14 protein-coding genes and 1 tRNA gene are annotated in these 16,568 nt (G+C 65.2%); 8 read left to right on the top strand and 7 right to left on the bottom strand.

Annotation, left to right across the window (positions count from 1 at the left end):
• Nucleotides 1-55 precede the first annotated feature (55 nt).
• Complete coding sequence (locus GL284_RS14190) at nucleotides 56-877, bottom strand: TrmH family RNA methyltransferase (RefSeq protein WP_155045292.1); 822 nt, start codon at nucleotides 875-877, stop codon at nucleotides 56-58.
• 163 nt (nucleotides 878-1,040) lie between these two features.
• Between GL284_RS14190 and GL284_RS14195 the strand changes: the two genes are divergently transcribed.
• The 3 genes from GL284_RS14195 (at nucleotide 1,041) to GL284_RS14205 (ending at nucleotide 3,877) form a co-directional block, all read left to right on the top strand.
• Nucleotides 1,041-1,124, top strand: a tRNA-Tyr gene (locus GL284_RS14195).
• Nucleotides 1,125-1,649: 525 nt separating this feature from the next.
• The gene (gene sseA / locus GL284_RS14200; RefSeq protein ID WP_155045293.1) at nucleotides 1,650-2,513 is read left to right on the top strand and encodes a 3-mercaptopyruvate sulfurtransferase; all 864 of its coding nucleotides are present in this window, start codon (nucleotides 1,650-1,652) and stop codon (nucleotides 2,511-2,513) included.
• Nucleotides 2,510-3,877 (top strand): FAD-binding oxidoreductase, encoded by a 1,368-nt coding sequence (locus GL284_RS14205; protein WP_155045294.1) that lies wholly within the window; start codon nucleotides 2,510-2,512, stop codon nucleotides 3,875-3,877. Before sseA ends, GL284_RS14205 begins: the two co-directional genes overlap by 4 nt.
• Nucleotides 3,878-3,958: 81 nt before the next feature.
• On the opposite strand, the gene GL284_RS14210 is transcribed toward GL284_RS14205, so the two are convergent.
• From GL284_RS14210 to GL284_RS14225, 4 genes are read right to left on the bottom strand one after another with little or no spacing between them, the layout of a single operon-like run.
• Entirely contained in the window at nucleotides 3,959-4,933 is a 975-nt protein-coding gene (locus tag GL284_RS14210) for a Bug family tripartite tricarboxylate transporter substrate binding protein (protein WP_155045295.1), read from the bottom strand.
• 16 nt (nucleotides 4,934-4,949) lie between these two features.
• Nucleotides 4,950-6,455 (bottom strand): tripartite tricarboxylate transporter permease, encoded by a 1,506-nt coding sequence (locus GL284_RS14215; RefSeq protein ID WP_155045296.1) that lies wholly within the window; start codon nucleotides 6,453-6,455, stop codon nucleotides 4,950-4,952.
• Nucleotides 6,455-6,919 carry a tripartite tricarboxylate transporter TctB family protein gene (locus tag GL284_RS14220; RefSeq protein ID WP_196216778.1) on the bottom strand — a complete coding sequence of 155 codons (465 nt, stop codon included), beginning with the start codon at nucleotides 6,917-6,919 and terminating at the stop codon, nucleotides 6,455-6,457. Before GL284_RS14220 ends, GL284_RS14215 begins: the two co-directional genes overlap by 1 nt.
• Before the next feature lies 1 nt (nucleotide 6,920).
• A complete protein-coding gene (locus GL284_RS14225) occupies nucleotides 6,921-7,877 on the bottom strand; it encodes an NAD(P)-dependent oxidoreductase (protein WP_230383078.1) in 957 nt (318 codons plus the stop codon).
• A 276-nt stretch (nucleotides 7,878-8,153) separates the two neighbouring features.
• Here GL284_RS14225 and GL284_RS14230 point away from each other — a divergent pair, with 276 nt between their 5' ends.
• From GL284_RS14230 to GL284_RS14250, 5 genes are all read left to right on the top strand, one after another.
• Nucleotides 8,154-9,473 carry a CapA family protein gene (locus tag GL284_RS14230; protein ID WP_155045299.1) on the top strand — a complete coding sequence of 440 codons (1,320 nt, stop codon included), beginning with the start codon at nucleotides 8,154-8,156 and terminating at the stop codon, nucleotides 9,471-9,473.
• 193 nt (nucleotides 9,474-9,666) lie between these two features.
• Complete coding sequence (locus GL284_RS14235; RefSeq protein ID WP_155045300.1) at nucleotides 9,667-10,146, top strand: RNA polymerase sigma factor; 480 nt, start codon at nucleotides 9,667-9,669, stop codon at nucleotides 10,144-10,146.
• Nucleotides 10,139-11,059: a FecR family protein gene (locus tag GL284_RS14240; protein WP_155045301.1), complete on the top strand. Its 921-nt coding sequence runs from the start codon at nucleotides 10,139-10,141 to the stop codon at nucleotides 11,057-11,059. Before GL284_RS14235 ends, GL284_RS14240 begins: the two co-directional genes overlap by 8 nt.
• A 124-nt stretch (nucleotides 11,060-11,183) precedes the next feature.
• Nucleotides 11,184-13,622: a TonB-dependent siderophore receptor gene (locus tag GL284_RS14245; protein WP_155045302.1), complete on the top strand. Its 2,439-nt coding sequence runs from the start codon at nucleotides 11,184-11,186 to the stop codon at nucleotides 13,620-13,622.
• A 52-nt stretch (nucleotides 13,623-13,674) separates the two neighbouring features.
• Nucleotides 13,675-14,811, top strand: coding sequence for a YncE family protein (locus GL284_RS14250; RefSeq protein WP_155045303.1), 1,137 nt, complete (start codon nucleotides 13,675-13,677; stop codon nucleotides 14,809-14,811).
• A 117-nt stretch (nucleotides 14,812-14,928) separates the two neighbouring features.
• Here the strand turns inward: GL284_RS14250 and GL284_RS14255 are convergent, their stop codons facing one another.
• Entirely contained in the window at nucleotides 14,929-15,837 is a 909-nt protein-coding gene (locus GL284_RS14255; RefSeq protein ID WP_341870384.1) for a dihydrodipicolinate synthase family protein, read from the bottom strand.
• 3 nt (nucleotides 15,838-15,840) lie between these two features.
• Nucleotides 15,841-16,518 (bottom strand): GntR family transcriptional regulator, encoded by a 678-nt coding sequence (locus tag GL284_RS14260; protein WP_155045304.1) that lies wholly within the window; start codon nucleotides 16,516-16,518, stop codon nucleotides 15,841-15,843.
• Between the last annotated feature and the right edge of the window lie 50 nt (nucleotides 16,519-16,568).

Consider the following 16,568-nt stretch of genomic DNA (forward strand, 5'->3'; position numbering starts at 1 on the left):
GGATGCTTACGATCTGGCAAACCGACCGCAGATTCTCAACAGGCGCTGGCGCAGGCTATCCGGCTTGTGATCCATCCGCACCGACCTGTGAGGCCGCATACAGCGCAACTGCCGCCGCGTTCGACACGTTCAGCGACCCGAAATCCGCGGCAAAGGGAATGCGCAGGATCTGGTCGCAGGTCTCGCGCGTGCGTTCGCGCAGGCCGGGGCCTTCGGCACCCAGCACAAGGCAGATGGCGCGGCCGGGCAGGGCGGCCAGCGCGTCGGGCAAGGACGCATCGCCCGTGCCGTCCAGCCCCAGCACGATATAGCCCATCTCTTTCAGCTCGATCAGCGCATCCGCCAGATTGCCCACGCGCAGATAGGGCTGACGTTCCAGCGCGCCCGAGGCCGTCTTGGCCAGCGCCCCGGTTTCGGGTGCGCTGTGGCGCGAGGGCGCGATGACGGCGCGCGCGCCGAACACCTCGGCCGAGCGCAGGATGGCGCCGACATTATGCGGATCGGTCACGCGGTCCAGCGCCACCAGCAAGGGCTTGCCCGGCCCGGACAGCGCCAGATCGGCCAGCTTGCCCCATGTCAGCGCCTTGACCTCCAGCGCGGCGCCCTGATGCACGCTTTCCGGCGGCAGGGGCACGGCGCGGTCGAAGGTGCGGGCGTCGGTGATTTCAGGCGCGATGCCCTCGGGCAGCGGCCCCAGACGGTCCAGCGCGTTCTGCGTCACGACAAGGCGCAGCTTTTCGCGCGCGGGGTTCGCCAAGGCGTCCCGGACGGCGTGCAGGCCGAACAGCCACACGGTTTCCGCCGCCGCCGCCCTGCGGGCGCGTTCCTTGTCGATGACCCATGTGGGCTTCTTGGATTTCTGCGGTTTCTCGGTCATTGGCCCATCCCCGGTTTCCTGATGGGTTGCACAGAAAATGCGGCTGAATGCAACCATGGACCATCTTTGCGCGATCCGGTGACCGAGTTGCGAATTTTCCCGCGATCCCGCTTGACGCCCCCCGCCGCTATGGGTAATGACCCCCCACGCCGAGGCGTTCGGCGGGCGACGTGCTGCAAGGTGCGGCAGCGGACTGTAACTCCGCCGGGGAGACCCATGCCTGGTTCGATTCCAGGGTCGCCCACCATTTAACCTTTTCAAGTGGTTGGCTGGTGGTAGCGCTGCGCTGATGCGCGTTTTCCCGAAAGCATGTACTGACTTATCACCACATCGGTCAGATGATGTGCGGCATACGGCTTGCTCAGTCTGAAGGCCGGTCTCGTGCGAGGCTGACAGCCGGTATCGTCCTTGGCTTCAACGCGACGGAATGCGCCGCGCCGGGCACATCGGCGTGAAGCTGGAATGCGTGGGGCATGTGGCAGGGCTGCGATCAGAACCGCGCTCACCGATCTCAACGGCTTTCATAAAACTGCGCAGGCACCGGGCATCGGCCGGGAAATCACCCATGGCCTTCGACTGGGGGGCAGCCTAACATGCGCCGCCGCGCCGGGACCTGTCCAAGCGGCTGCAGGCCAGACGCAATCTGGTGACGCGGCTGCGGGGCGGCGTGACGACCTATCGGCTGGAGGACCAGCTTTTCCGGGGGCAGGACTGCCTGCCCTGTTCTGCCCGCATGCTGCGCGGCGACCGACTGACTGCCTGAGGTAATCTGATGACCCTTTCCCTTCCCGGCCCGCTTGTTTCCAGCGAATGGCTGGCGCGGCACCTGAACGATGTCGTGGTGCTGGACGCCACCTTCACCATGCCGGGCGCCGATCCCGACGCGGCGGCGATCTATGCCGCAGGCCATATTCCCGGCGCGCGTTTCTTTGATATCGAGACGATCGCCGACACGGCATCGCCGTTGCCGCATATGGTGCCCTCGGCACAGGAATTCGCGCAGATCGCCGGTCGGCTGGGCGTAGCGGATGGTGCGCCGGTGGTCGTCTATGACCGCGCGGGCCTGATGTCGGCGGGGCGGGCATGGTGGATGCTGCGCATGTTCGGGCATGAAAATGTGGCGGTGCTGGATGGCGGGCTGAAGGCATGGACGGACGAAGGGCGCCCGGTCACGACCGACTTGCCCGCGCTGGCTGCCGAACGCTTCACCCCGGCGCCGCGCCGGGATCTGGTCACGGACCGCGCGGCTGTGCTGGCCAATGTGACGGATCAGACCGCGCAGGTCATCGACGCCCGCAGTGCGGAACGGTTCGAGGGCCGCGTGCCCGAACCTCGCGCCGGTCTGCGTTCGGGTCATATCCCGCACAGCCGCAATCTGCCCTTCAACCTGCTGTCGGATCCCGCGACAGGCAAGGTGCTGCCGCCCGAGGCACTGCGCGACGTGTTCCTGCAGGCGGGCGTCGATCTGGACCGGCCGATCATCACCTCATGCGGGTCGGGGGTGACGGCTTCGGCGCTGGCCTTCGCGCTGGCGCTGCTGGGGCGCACGGATGTGGCGGTCTATGACGGATCGTGGTCCGAATGGGGGCAGGGGACCCAGACGCCCGTCGCCACCGGCCCGGCGGAGGACGCATGACCGCCGCATTGTTCACCGCCCTTGCGGCCGAATTCGGACCGCGTTTTTCCACCTCGCAAGCCCTGCGCGACCAGCATGGCGGCGGCGAGGCATGGCACAAGGCGGCTCCGCCCGACGCCGTGATCCATGTCCACAGCACCGAGGAGGTCGCCTCGATCCTGCGCCAATGCCATGCGGCAGGCGTGCCGGTGATCCCCTTTGGCGCGGGCACCTCGCTTGAGGGGCAGTTGGGCGCGCTGAAGGGCGGGATTTCGGTCGATCTGACGCAGATGGACCGCGTTTTGCGTGTCAGCGCGCAGGATCTGGATTGCACCGTTCAGGCGGGCGTCACGCGCGAGGCGCTGAACACGCATCTGCGCGATCAGGGGCTGTTCTTTCCCATCGACCCCGGCGCGAATGCCACGCTGGGCGGCATGGCGGCGACGCGGGCCTCGGGGACGAATGCCGTGCGCTACGGCACCATGCGCGAGGTGGTGCTGTCGCTGAAGGTGGTGCTGCCGGACGGTCAGATCATCACCACCGCGTCGCGGGCGCGAAAATCCTCGGCGGGTTATGACCTGACGCGGCTGTTCGTGGGATCCGAAGGCACCTTCGGCATCATCACCGAGGTGACGCTGCGGCTGTTCGGCATCCCGCAGGCGATTTCCGCTGCCGTCTGCCATTTCGACGACATTGACGCGGCGGTCGCGGCGGCCACCATGGTGACGCAATTCGGCATTCCCGTCGCGCGGATGGAGTTGATGGATCGCGGGCTGATCCGGATGGTCAACGCGGCCTCGGGGTTGTCGCTGCCAGAGGCGGATACGCTGGCCTTTGAATTCCACGGCTCGGATGCGGGCGTGGCCGAACAGGCCGAACAGGTGGCCGAGATCGTGGCGGATTGCGGCGGCAAGGGCTTCGAGGCCGCAACCGATGCCGATGCCCGCAACCGGCTGTGGAAGGCGCGCCATAACGCGTGGTACGCCGTGGTCGGCACCCGCATCGGCGCGAAGGGCTGGTCGTCGGATGTCTGCGTTCCGGTGTCGGAACTGGCGGGCGCGGTGCGGGTGGCGCGCGATCTGCTGGCCGATTGTCCGATTCCCGCCGCCATCCTTGGCCATGTCGGAGACGGCAATTTCCATGTCGTCTTCGCGCTGGACGTAACCGACCCGGCCGAGATCGCGGCGGTCAAGGCGATCAATGCCGGGCTGGTGGCCCATGCGATTGCCGTTGGCGGCACCTGCACCGGCGAACATGGCGTGGGCACGGGCAAGATCGGTTATCTGGCCGACGAATACGACCCCGCCGCGCTGCAGCTGATGGCCGCGCTGAAACATGCGGTCGATCCCAAAGGCATCATGAATCCGGGCAAGATTCTGGCCTAGGGCGGTGATCCCGGCGTATTGGGGACAGACGAAGGGGCAGTCGCAAGCCGCCCCTTCTTGCTGTGTCCGACGGGTCGGGCCTTACTGCACGGCCAGCCCGGCATTGCGGATCAGTTCGCCGAACTGGGTATTGTCGTCCACGGCGCGCTGCTTCATTTCGGCCAATGAGGCGATGCCGGGGATCAGGCCGAAATTGCGCAGCGCCTGCACGGTGCTGTCTTCGGCAAGCGCCTCGTTCAGCAGGTTGTTCAGCCGTTCCTTCACCGCGTCGGGCGTGCTGCTGTGGACAACGACGGTGTGCCAGCTGCGCGGGGTCCAGCCGTCGATGCCCGCCTCGGCGGTGGTCGGCAGGTCGGGCAGCCGGTCCCAGCGCTGCGCGCCCAGAACCGCAATGCCTTTCAGGCTGCCAGCCGAGATGAACTCGGCCGCTTCCGGGCCGAAGACGACCTGCGCCTCACCGGCGACGGCGGCCTGAAAGCCCGGAGCCGCCCCGTTATAGGGGATGTGCAGAAGCTCGATCCCCGCCCGCTCTTGCAGCCATTCGCCGCACAGATGGCCGACCGTGCCCTTGCCTGCGGTGGCATAGGCCAGCGCGCCGGGATTGGCCTTGGCATAGGCGATGAATTCTTCCAGCGTATTGGCCTGAACCGAGGGATGGACGGCCATCACCATCGGCGCATCGCCCACCAGCACCAGCGGTGTCAGATCGGTCAGCGGATCATATTCGACCTTGGTGACAAAGGGGATCACCCCGAAAAAGCTGTTGGTCGCCTGCAGCAGCGTATAGCCGTCATCCGGGGTCTTGGTATAGAAATTCGCCCCGATCGCACCGCCCGCGCCGGGTTTGTAGTCGTTGACGACCTGCTGGCCGGTCTTTTCCGTCAGCTTCTGGCCGATCAACCGCGAGATATTGTCGCTCATGCCGCCGGGGGTATAGGGCACGATATAGGTGAAGGCCTTTGCCGGGAATTCCTGTGCGAAAGCGGGCAAGCCCAGCAAGGCGGCGGCACCGACCGTTCCGGCCAGAAACCCGCGCCGGCTGACAGACATCTTCATGGGAAACGCTCCTGATTTATTCCGCAAAGGCTTTGCGGCGGAAAGATTGGATCGAGGGAAATATCATGCTGATCAGCAGAATGATGGCGACGACCAGCATTCCTGCGCTGATGGGGTGGGTCAGGAAAATCATCGGATCGCCGCGCCCGACCAGCATGGCACGGCGGAAATATTCCTCCATCATCGGGCCCAGCACGAAGGCCAGCAACAGCGGCGCCGGCTCGCAGCGCCATTTGTGCATCAGATAGCCCAGCACGCCGAAAATCGCGGTCAGATAGATGTCGAAGGTCGTGAACTCGACGCCATAGATGCCCACCGCGCTGACGGTCAGGATGATCGGGAACATCACATGATAGCGGATGCGCAGCAGCTGCACCCAGATCCCGACCAGCGGCAGGTTGATGACCAGCAGCATCAGGTTGCCCACCCACATGCTGGCGATCAGCCCCCAGAACAGATCCGGTTGCGCCGTCATCACCCGAGGGCCGGGGATGATGCCATGCACCATCATCGCGCCTACCATCAGCGCCATGATGGCGTTTGACGGGATGCCCAGCGTCAGCAGCGGCAGAAACGCGGTCTGCGCCCCGGCATTGTTGGCCGCCTCGGGCGCTGCGACCCCTTCGACCAGGCCCGAGCCGAACTTCTCGGGCGTCTTCGAGATGCGCTTTTCCACCGAATAGGCCATGAAGGACGACAAAAGCGCGCCGCCGCCGGGCAGCAGTCCCAGAAACAGCCCGACCACCGTGCCGCGCGCGGCGGCAGGTGCCGCGCGGCGCATCTCGGATTTCCACGGCCACAGGCTGCTGATCTTGTGCAGCAGCGGCGGGGCATCGTCTTTCGCCGCGCGCTCCAGCGTCACAAGGATATCGGCAATCCCGAACAGGCCCACGACCAGCGGCACGAAGGGCACGCCGTTCAGCAATTCGTAAAAGCCGAAATCATAGCGGTATTGCCCCGAATTCACATCGGTTCCGGCCATGCCCAGCAAAAGCCCCACAAGGATCATGGCCAACGCGCGGATGACCGATCCCTGCGCCAGCACGACCGATGTGATCAGCCCCAGAAACATCAGCATGAAATATTCCGGCGCGCCGAATTTCAGCACCACGACCACCAGAACCGGCGCAAAGGCTGCCATGAACAGCGTCCCCATGGTCCCGGCAAAGAACGAGGCCAGCGCCGCAATCGACAGCGCCGCACCGCCGCGCCCGTTCCGGGTCATGGCGTGGCCATCCAGCGCGGTCACCACGGATGATGCCTCGCCCGGCAGGCGCAGCAGGATCGAGGTGGTCGAGCCGCCGTATTGCGCGCCGTAATAGATCCCGGCCAGCGCGATCAGCCCCGTCACCGGGTCCAGCCCGAATGTCAGCGGCATCAGGATGGCGATGGTCGCGGTCGGCCCCAGCCCCGGAAGCACGCCGACCAGCGTGCCGACAAGGCAGCCCAGCAGCGCGAACAGCACGTTATGCGGCTGCAAGGCGACGCCAAGACCCAGCAGAATTCCGTCCCAGACCCCCATCAGATCAATCCCCTTGGCAGAACCGGGATCGACAGCCCAAGCAGATAGACGAACAGGACCACCGCCAGCGCCGCCAGCGCCGTCGCGGTCAGAACCGGCCCGACGATGCCCGCATCCCGGCGTGCGCCCGATGCCAGCAGCACCATCAGAAACACCGCCAGCGCCAGACCCAGCGGTTGCAGCGTGATCCCGAACAGCACGACCGCGCCGCAGATGCACAAAATGATGCGGGCGATGACAAGGGGATGGGCGGGCTCTTCCTGCACCTGCTCGGCATCGCGGCCCCGCAGCAGAAAGATCACGATGCCCATCAGGATCAGCAGCCCCGAGATGGCGCGCGGAAAGAAGCCCGGTCCCATCGCAATGACGCTGCCCGCGTCGTAATCGCGCGCGACCCAAAGGGCGCCGGCGCCCAGAATGATGCAGAACGCCGCAAGCTGGCGCGAGCCGCTGGTATCGGTCATCCTAATACTCCCGCCCCTTGGGCAATACGTCCTCGGGTGGCTGGCCTTGCAGCCACGCATCCAGATTTCGGGCCAGCTTGGCCGCCATCCGGTCGGCATTGTCGTCCGATGTCCACGAAATATGTGGCGTCACCCGAATGCGCGGATGGGTATAGAAGCGATGCCCCGGTGGCAGCGGTTCGGGTGAGGTGACATCCAGCGTCGCCGCAGCCACCTGTCCGGTTTCGATCGCCTGCCACAGCGCGTCATCGTCGACAACCTCGCCGCGGCAGACGTTGATGACGTGCAGACCGGGCTTGGCATGGGCCAGAATATCGGCATTCAACATGCCCCGCGTGGCCGCTGTCAGCGGCACGGCCAGCACCAGATGATCGGTTTCGGCGATCATCTGCGCCAGCGTCGGATATTGCCGGATATGCGGCGCGACGGTTGCGCTGCGCGTGACGGCGGCGATCTGCATGCCCAAGGCCGCGGCCAGTTCCGCCGTGCGCGCGCCGATCGCGCCGAACCCGGCAAGGCCCAGACGTTTGCCCGCGACGCTGCCCAAGGGGCGCTGCGCCCATCCCGCCGCATCGCGCAGCGGATACTGATCGAAGAAGCCTTTCTCATGCGCAAAGATCGCCGCGAGGACGTATTCGGCAATGGCGTCGGCCGATATGCCGCGCCCGGTGCTGACCAGCGGCACATCAAAGGCCCAGTCGGGAAAGGCGTCGATCCCGGCAGCGGCGATCTGCATCCATTTCAGATTGCCCGGCCAGCCTTCGGGGCGCTTTGCCGGGGCGCCACGCCAGCCACGGGCAAAGGTCATCAGCACCTCGGCCTTGGGCGGGACGTTCCATGGCACGTCCCCTTCGGCATATTCCAGAACGACCGGTCGTGCCGGATGCGCCCGCAGCCGTGCCGCCTGTTCGGGGTCCAGATTGCAGGCAATCACGGGCGCGGGCGGGGTCGCGGTCATCAGATGCATTCTCCAACGGCTTTAGTCAGGCATCTGGTAGCCGCAGCGGACAACGGCGAAAACCCTTCAGCAGCGATAAGTTGTGCGAAACCGGAAAAAAGGAAACGACTTCTGCGCGTGGTCGCACTCATGGAATATTGCTCTGCTGGCGGGCCCGTTAATGTCATAATATTCCAATCCAATCGGCAAGCCGAACATAAAATGACAATCGGCTTGTGTCCGGGCCGTCGCTGGCATACCGCTTCGGCGGGATCGCTGATCGGAAAGGATGTTCAGATGCGGATTGTTGCCTGTGGGGATGCGTTGTTTTCCGGGGGAAATCTGGCGGAACGGCTGGATCCGGGGCTGGTCGATCTGCTGCAGGACAGCGATGCAGCCTTTGCCAATGCGGAATTCATCTGCCCGGCCCGCACCACCGCCCCCGCGCCGCGCCGCTTCATGACCGCCGTCGGGATCGAGGCGGTGGATGAACTGACATCCATCGGCATCAACCTTCTGTCCTTTGCCAACAACCATACCGGCGATTTCGGCCCGCAAGGTGTCATCGACACCATCGAGGCCTGCGAGGCGCGGGGCATCATGTCCAGCGGCATCGGCCGGTCGCTGTCCGAAGCGCGGATGCCGCATTTTCTGGACACGGCCAAGGGGCGGATCGGCGTGATCTCGACCGGGACCACGCGCTCGGCCGAATTCACGGCAGCGGATGCAGGCACGGGGATCCCGGCGCGCGCGGGCCTGAACCCGCTGCGCTGGGGCAGGGCTTATGTTCTGCCCGAAGAACAGTTCGCCCAGATCCAGAAGATCGAGGACATGCTGGGCATCACCGCCAGCCGCCAAGAGATCATGAGCGTCGAGGTCATTCCCGATCCCGGCGCCGACCGCCTGCAATTCGGGTCGTTCTTCGAGGGATCGCTGTGGTTTGAAAAGGGCAACACCGCGCATATCCGTTATCACGCGAACAAGGACGATCAGGCCGCGCTGCTGGCCAATATCGCCGATGCGGCGAACCGGTCCGAGGTGGTGCTGGTCAGTCTGCATGCGCATGAGGGCACGCATGAGAACTGGTATTCCCCCCGCCCCGCGCCCTTCCTTGAAGAATTTGCCCGCAAGGCCATCGACGCGGGCGCGACCGCGGTGATCGGGCACGGGCCGCATATGCTGCGCGGCGTTGAAATCTATCGCGGGCGGCCGATCTTCTATTCGCTGGGCAGCTTGCTGATGGAATTCGAAGCCGGGATGCAGAAGATGACGCCCGAGATGTTCGCGGCTTACGGCTTTGGCCGGGACGCGCTGCCGTCGCATCTGCACATGTCGCGCGCGGCGGATGCGGCGGGCAATCCCATCGGGTTCAACGCGGATCCGCGCTTCTCGCGCTCGGTCGTCGCGGTTCTGGATATCGACGAGGATCGGGTCGCCGTGAAACTGGTCGCGCTTGATCTGGACCTGAACCGCAAGCGGCGGTCGGAACGCGGCCTGCCGGCCCTTGCCGATCGCCAGCTTGCCCGCAGCATTGCCGCGGATATCGCGGATCTGTCGCAATATTGGGGCACGCAGGTCCAGTTCGACGAAAGCGACGGCAGTATCCGCATCGGATAACGGCCCTTGCGGCGGCAAGACGGGGCGGGCGCGGTGCATGGTCGCGGGGGACTGCTGGCCCCGGCCTTGCCGCCTGGACGTGCCATCCTTGGCGATTGCGGGCGTGCCGCACCGGCACTAAGGACGTGACAGGCATCTGAACGGGCTGACCGCTTTGCAGCAATCCAACCTTGGCAAACTTCTTGCGGCATTCATGAACCTTCGCCCTCAGCGTCTGGCGCGGGCGCAATCGCGGCTGGGAAGCCGGGCATTGGCCGAGGAACTGGTGCAGGACACATGGCTGAAGCTGGAAAGCGCGCCGGGCGACACGACGATCCATAACCCTGCCGGGTTCATCCAGCAGATCTCGAACAATGTGATCTGCGACCATTTCCGCAAAGAGCGCCGACGTGCCGAAATCGACGCCGAGGTGCAGGACCTGCTTTGGGAACCCTCGGATGCCCTGTCTGCCGAGCGCCGTCTTATCGGCCGGGATCAACTGCGGCAGGTTCAGGCGGCGCTTGACGCACTGCCGGAAAAGACCCGGCGGATCTTTCTGCTGAACCGCCTGCAGAACGTGCCGCATCGGCGCATCGCCGAGATGTTCGACATGTCCGATCAGGCGGTGCATTACCACATCCGCCGCGCGCTTGAGCATCTGGCGCAGATGCGCGATCAGATCGACCATGACTGAGGGTCGCGAAAAATTCGCCCGCGAGGCGCGCGACTGGATCGTGCGCCTGAATTCGGGCCAGATCACCGAGGCCGAGCTTGCGCGCTTCAAGGCGTGGCGCGATGCCTCGGGGGCGAATGCGCAGGCGTTCGATCACGAACGCGCCTTCTGGACGCAGCTTCAGGCCTTGGAGGCCGCTGGCCGCGATAAGCCCGGCATGAAACGGCGACGTTTTCTGGCGACAGGAGCCGCCGCCCTGGGCGGCGCTGCGGGGCTGGTCTTCGTGCCGCAATTGGCTGTGGCGCTGCGGGCGGATTTCCAGACCCAGATCGGGCAGATCGCCTCATTCGGGCTGCCGGACGGCAGTTCGGTGACGCTGAACACCGACAGTGCGGTCAAACTGGATTATTCCGGTGCGCGTCGCCGTGTCGGATTGCTGCGCGGCGAGGCCGAGTTCACCGTCCTGTCCGCAGCCGGGATGTTCGGCGTCGTCGCAGCGGACGGCCTGACGGAAACGCAGGCGGCACGGTTTTCCATCCGGCTGGACCGCAAGCAGGCCATCGTCACGGCATATCAGGGTCAGCTGCGCATCACGGCGGGCACGGACGGCCACAGCGTTTCAATGACCGCGGGCGAACAGGCCAGCTATGGCGCTGGACGCGCGCCCTCGGCCCCGCAGATCGCAGATACCGAACTGGCTCGGGCATGGCGCGGCGGGCGGGTGATCTTCGAGGGCCGGGCCTTTGCGCAGGCCGTGCAGGAACTGGGCCGATATCTGGCCGAGCGTGTGGTCATCGCCCCGCATATTGCCGGGGACGTTCCGGTCAGCGGGGTGTTTTCCACCGATCAGGCGCTGGCCGCGCTGACGGCCCTGGCGCAGATGCAGGGCCTGAGCCTGCATCGCGTTCCGGGCGTCATCATCCTGATCGCGTAAAAAATCTTTCTTGCCGTCTTTGGGCAAAAGCCCGCGTCACGCGTCAATATGATGAAGGGACCAGGCAGGCCGTTACCCAAGCTCTTCGATCACGCATCAACGAAGACAAAAGGGGCCTGGCCGAATGCCTGGGACAGTGAATGATGATTGCGGCCGCGTATTGCGTGGCCGGGTGTTGGCGGGCGTCCTGTCGGGAACCGCGATATGCGCGGCCGCGCTGCCGGTCGCGCTGATGCCGGGCGCGCTGTGGGCGCAGTCGGCGACTGCGACTGACTTCGACATTCCCGCCCAGCCGCTGAACCGCGCATTGCGGATGCTGGCGGCGCAATCGGGCGTGCAGATCGCGTATCGCACGGCATCTGCCTCGGGCGCGATGGCACCGGCGGTGCGCGGGCGGATGACGACCGAACAGGCGCTGGCCCGTATTCTGGCGGGTTCGGGGCTGGGCTATGCCTTTACCGGCGCCAATACGGTCGCGATTTCTGCGCCGGCACAGCCCGGAAATGACAGCGGTGCCGCTGCGGGGGCGATCGTGCTGAACCCGATCAGCCTGTCCAGCGCCGCGCCCGGCACGACCGAGGGCACGAATTCCTATACCACCGACATCGCGACCGGATCGACCGGGCTGCCCCTGACGCTGCGTGGCACGCCGCAATCCGTGACCGTCATCACCGATCAGCGCATGCAGGATCAGGGTCTGGACACCACGCAGCAGGTGCTGGCCTATACCACCGGCGTGAACTCGGCCACCTATGAGACCGACCGCGATGTCACATGGGCGCGCGGCCAGTGGGTCTCAAGCTATATCATCGACGGCGTGCTGGTCGATGGCGGCTGGGGCTTTCACGCGGGCACGGGGATCCATTCCTCGACCGCGGCCTATGACCATGTCGAGGTCGTGCGCGGGGCCAGCGGTTTGCTGACCGGCACGGGCGATCCTGCCGCCGCCGTCCGCATCGAACGAAAGCGGGCCGACGCGCGCGAATTGACCGGCAAGGTCGAAACCCGCATCGGCAACTGGAACCGCGCGGGCGTGACGCTGGATGTGCAAAGCCCGCTGAACAGCACGGGCACGCTGCGGGGCAGGCTGGTTGCGGATATCTTTGGCGGCGACAGCTTCAAGGACCGCTATCACGTGGACAAGCAGACCTTTTATGGCACGCTGGCCTGGGATGTGACGCCCGACACCATGCTGACCTTCAGTCTGGAGCATCGCAACCATGATCCGATAGGGTCGGAATGGGCGGGCTTTGCATCGGTCTACAGCGACGGCTCGCTGACGGATTTCCCGCGCGGTTTCTCGGCAGCGCCATGGTGGGCCTCATGGTCGGGGCAGCAGGACATGGCGACGCTGCGTGTCGATCACGATCTGGGCGGGAACTGGACCGCGAATGCCACCCTCAGCGCGGTTCGCCGCGAATATATCGCCGAGCACATGCGCTTTTATGGCCAGCCCGATCCCATCACGGGCGAGGGGATGACGGCCTTCGCGCAAAAGGACGACGTGTTCAACCGCCAGATTGCGCTGGATGCCTCGGTCAGCGGGCCGGTGCAGGCCTTCGGGCGCGAACATGCGCTGAATTTCGGCGTCCATGCCGGCCGGGAATGGTCGCGGTCCGATCTGTATGTGCCGCGCGGCGGTCAGCCGGCGGCGGGCAGCGTCTTTGACTGGCGGGGTGACATGGCGCGGCCCGACTGGGTGCTGGAGAACCATACCGACTGGGAACGCGGGGCGACGCAATATGCCGCCTATGGCTCGGCACGGGTGTCGCTGGCCGAGCCGCTGACGGCGGTGTTGGGGCTGCGATATACCGACTGGAAATCCGATGACCGGCATTTTCAGGAACCCACGCCCTATGTCGGTCTGGTCTATGACCTGAGCAAGGATATCTCGGTCTATGCCAGCTATACCTCGATCTTCAATCCGCAGGACGTGAAGGACCGTAACGGCGATTATCTTGATCCGGTTCAGGGCAAAAGCAAGGAGCTTGGCATCAAGGGGGCGTGGATGGACGACCGCCTGAATGCGTCGCTAAGCTGGTTCGACACCTCGCAGGACAACGTGGCCAACTATCTGGAAGGCGTGCTGACCCCGGATGGCGAACAGGCCTATGAAGGGTTGAAGGGCGTCAGCGCCAAGGGCTTTGAGCTGGAGATCTCGGGCGAGATCGCCAGGGGGCTGAACCTGTTTCTGGGCGCATCGACGCAGAAGATCACCGATGCGGATGGTCAGGACACGCTGACCTTCCTTCCGACCCGCACCGCCAAGCTGTTCGCGACATGGAACCTGCCGGGGCAATATGAAAAATGGACCATCGGCGGCGGCGCACGCTGGCAGAACGACACCTGGAACTATGTCTATCCCGCCAGCGGCCAGATGAAGCTGCATCGGGGCGGCAATACCGTGGTCGATGCGATGGTGCGCTATGACATCAGCGACACGTGGTCGGCGCAACTGAACGTCAACAACCTGTTCGACAAGACCTATGTCCCCAACGCCTCGGCCACCGTCGCCTATGGCGAGCCGCGCAATGCCATGCTGACGCTGGTGTCGCGCTTCTGACGCTTTGTGGCCCCCCCGTCGCGGGGGGCCTTTTCCAATCCGAGGACTGTTCATGCCCAAAAGAACCTCCCGCGTCCTGCTGGCCGCGATGCTCTTTGCCCTGCCTGCATCCGCGCAGGACAAGCCAATGCTGGAGCCCGCCGATTACGCCGCGGCGGCCGTCCGCAACAGCGCCATTCCCGGCGGATACGAGGTGCGCGCCGTGCCGGAACTGGGCGTGGTCTTTGCCGCCTCGGTGCCCGATTTCAAGGATGGCGCGCCGGGCGATGTCTATATGCTGCGGCAGGACGATCTGTCGGTGATCCGCCGCATCCAGCTGCAGCGCCGCCCCTTTGCGCTGGCCATGGATCACCGGCGCGGCTGGCTTTATGCCGGAAACACCAAGGATGGCTCGCTGACCGTGATCGACGCGAAAAGCGGTCTGGTCTTGCGCAGGATCCAGCTTGGCCAGCCCGGCAAGGATGGCAAGATGGAACATACCCGCATGATCGAGGTCGATGAGGCCACGGGGCATGTTTTCGTCACCGGCCCGACCGACGAAGGCATCGTCTGGATCGTCGACGGCGTTGCAGGCAAGCTTTTGCACCGCATCGACCATGTGGGCATCTGGGCCGCCGGGCTGGCCTATGACGGGGCGGGCAAGCTTTATATCGGCGCGGGCGGCGCGCATGAGATCATCGTGCTGGATGCCGCGACAGGCAAGACGCTGACGCGGTTTTCCACCGGCGACACGCCCGAAGGCGCGGGCAATGACTCCGCGCATTTCTTCGTCAACCTGTCGCTGGACGTTCAGCGCAACCGCCTGTTTGCCGTCGACAGCCACAGTGGCCAGCTTTACGTTCTTGATGCCACAAGCGGCACGGAACTGGCCCGCCTGCCCATCGGCAAGGGCGCTTTGGACGTCGAATTCAACGCGACGCTGAACAAGGCCTATGTGACCTATTACGGCATCGACCAGCAGAACCCGGTCGGCTGGGGCGGTCTGGTGGTGATCGACGCGGCGGAATATGTCGAAGAGCGGCGGCTGAACATACCGACCTTTCCTAGTAACCTGTCGCTGGACGAAACCGCAGGGGCGCTGTTCATGTCGGTCAGCGAACCGTCCCGGCCCGAACATCCCGACTATCGCCCGGATGCCATGGGCGCGGTGCTGCGGCTGGATCTGGGGGCGCTGGACGCCTTGCCCTAGGCATCAGCGCTGGGGCATCCCGTTGCATGCCTGCGATGAAAGCCCCGCCGCGTGCCGCGTGCCGCTGATGCGGCAGGGCGGGGCGTCACCTTTCCCAGCGACCAGACGCCGCCCGCATCAGGCGGCGGTCTGCGCGGCAATGATCGTTTCCAGCTGCGCGCGCTCGGTCGTCGACAGTTTCGGCACGCCGGGCAGGCGCACCGCGCCCATTTCGGTGCCAAGGATTGCCAGCGCCTCTTTGACGACGGTGACGTTCGAGCCGTTGCGGTAATGGGTGCGCAATGCCTCGAACCCGGCAAAGCGGTTGATCAGGCGGCGCGCGGCGGGATAGTCGCCTTGGACAAGCGCCGCGTGGACGGCCAGCGAGACTTCGGGAAAGACATTCACGAAGCCCGAGGTGAAGCCCTGCGCGCCGATGGCGTAAAAGGCCGGGGCCCATGCTTCCGCCAGCCCGCAGACCCAGATCGTGTCCAGATCCTCGGTCGAGCGGATCACGTCGGCCAGCAGCATCAGGTTGCTTGAGGCGTATTTGACCCCGGCAATGTTTTCATGCGCCCCAAGGCGGCGGAAATCATCGACCGCGAATGTATCGGTCCGGACATAGGCGATGACCGGAACGGTCGACGCATCGGCCAGGGCCAGAAAGTAATCGACCTGCGCGGCGGGGCTGGCAAAGGGGTCCATCGGATGATGGCTCATGATCGCGCCGCATCCGACGGCGATGGCATCACGGGCAAGGGCCTTGGCCTCGACCAGCGAACGCCCGACGGCCGCGCTGATCAGCGTCCGGCCTGCGGCGGCCTCGGCGGTGATGGCGTGCACGCGGCGGATTTCGTCCATCGACAGCGAAAAGAATTCGCCGGTATTGCCGGCGGCCATCAGGTTATGGATCCCGGCCCCCGCCAGCCGCTGGATCAGCGGGATCAGAAGCGCAGGCGCGATCTGCCCATCGGGGCCGTAAGGGGTGACCGGAACGCCCGAGATGCCCTTCAATGCCTGGCGGATCGTCTGGATGCTGTCAGTCACGGGTCAGTCCTTATCTTTGGAGAATACGAGGTTGAGATAGCTTTCGCCTGCGCGCAGGACATGCGCCTTCATCGCCGCTTCTGCGGCATCGGCATCCTTGGCGATGACCGCGGCGCCGATGGCCGCATGTTCGTCGAATGCCCGCTGGCGTTCCCCAGGGTCCATATGGATCACCCGCCGCGCGCCGGTGTCATAGACATCCTGCCGGTCGTTCAGAATGCGCAGATAATTCGCCCGTGCCGCCGACCGGATCGCCGTGTGAAAGACCTCGTTCAGGCGGATCAGCTCTTCTGCGCCGCCCTTGTCGGTGGCATCACGCATGTGCTGGATGATCGCGTGCAGGGCGGATATGTCATCCGGCAGGATGCGCTGCGCGGCAAGCCGGGCGATGGTGGATTCGATGGCCGCCCGCGCCAAGATCATCTCTTCGGCCCAGGCGTAATCGAAGCGCACGACGACACCGCTGCGCGGCTTGATCAGCACCAGCCCCTCGGCATCCAGCTGGCGCAGGGCCTCTTTGACGGGGGTGGTGCTGACGCCAAGCTGTTCGGCGATCTGGCGTTCATTCAGCCGCGTGCCCGGCGCATAGGTTCCCGAAAGGATCGCCTGCCGCAGCGCGCGATGCACATGTTCGCGCAGCCCGGCCGTCGCAAGCGCATCCAAAGGGGCAAGGGTGGTCATCACAAATTCTCCGGTTGACTGCGCAGCCGCACTGTGAAATTTGATATATC

This window comes from Paracoccus shanxieyensis (genome assembly GCF_009711265.1).
Taxonomy (GTDB): domain Bacteria; phylum Pseudomonadota; class Alphaproteobacteria; order Rhodobacterales; family Rhodobacteraceae; genus Paracoccus; species Paracoccus shanxieyensis.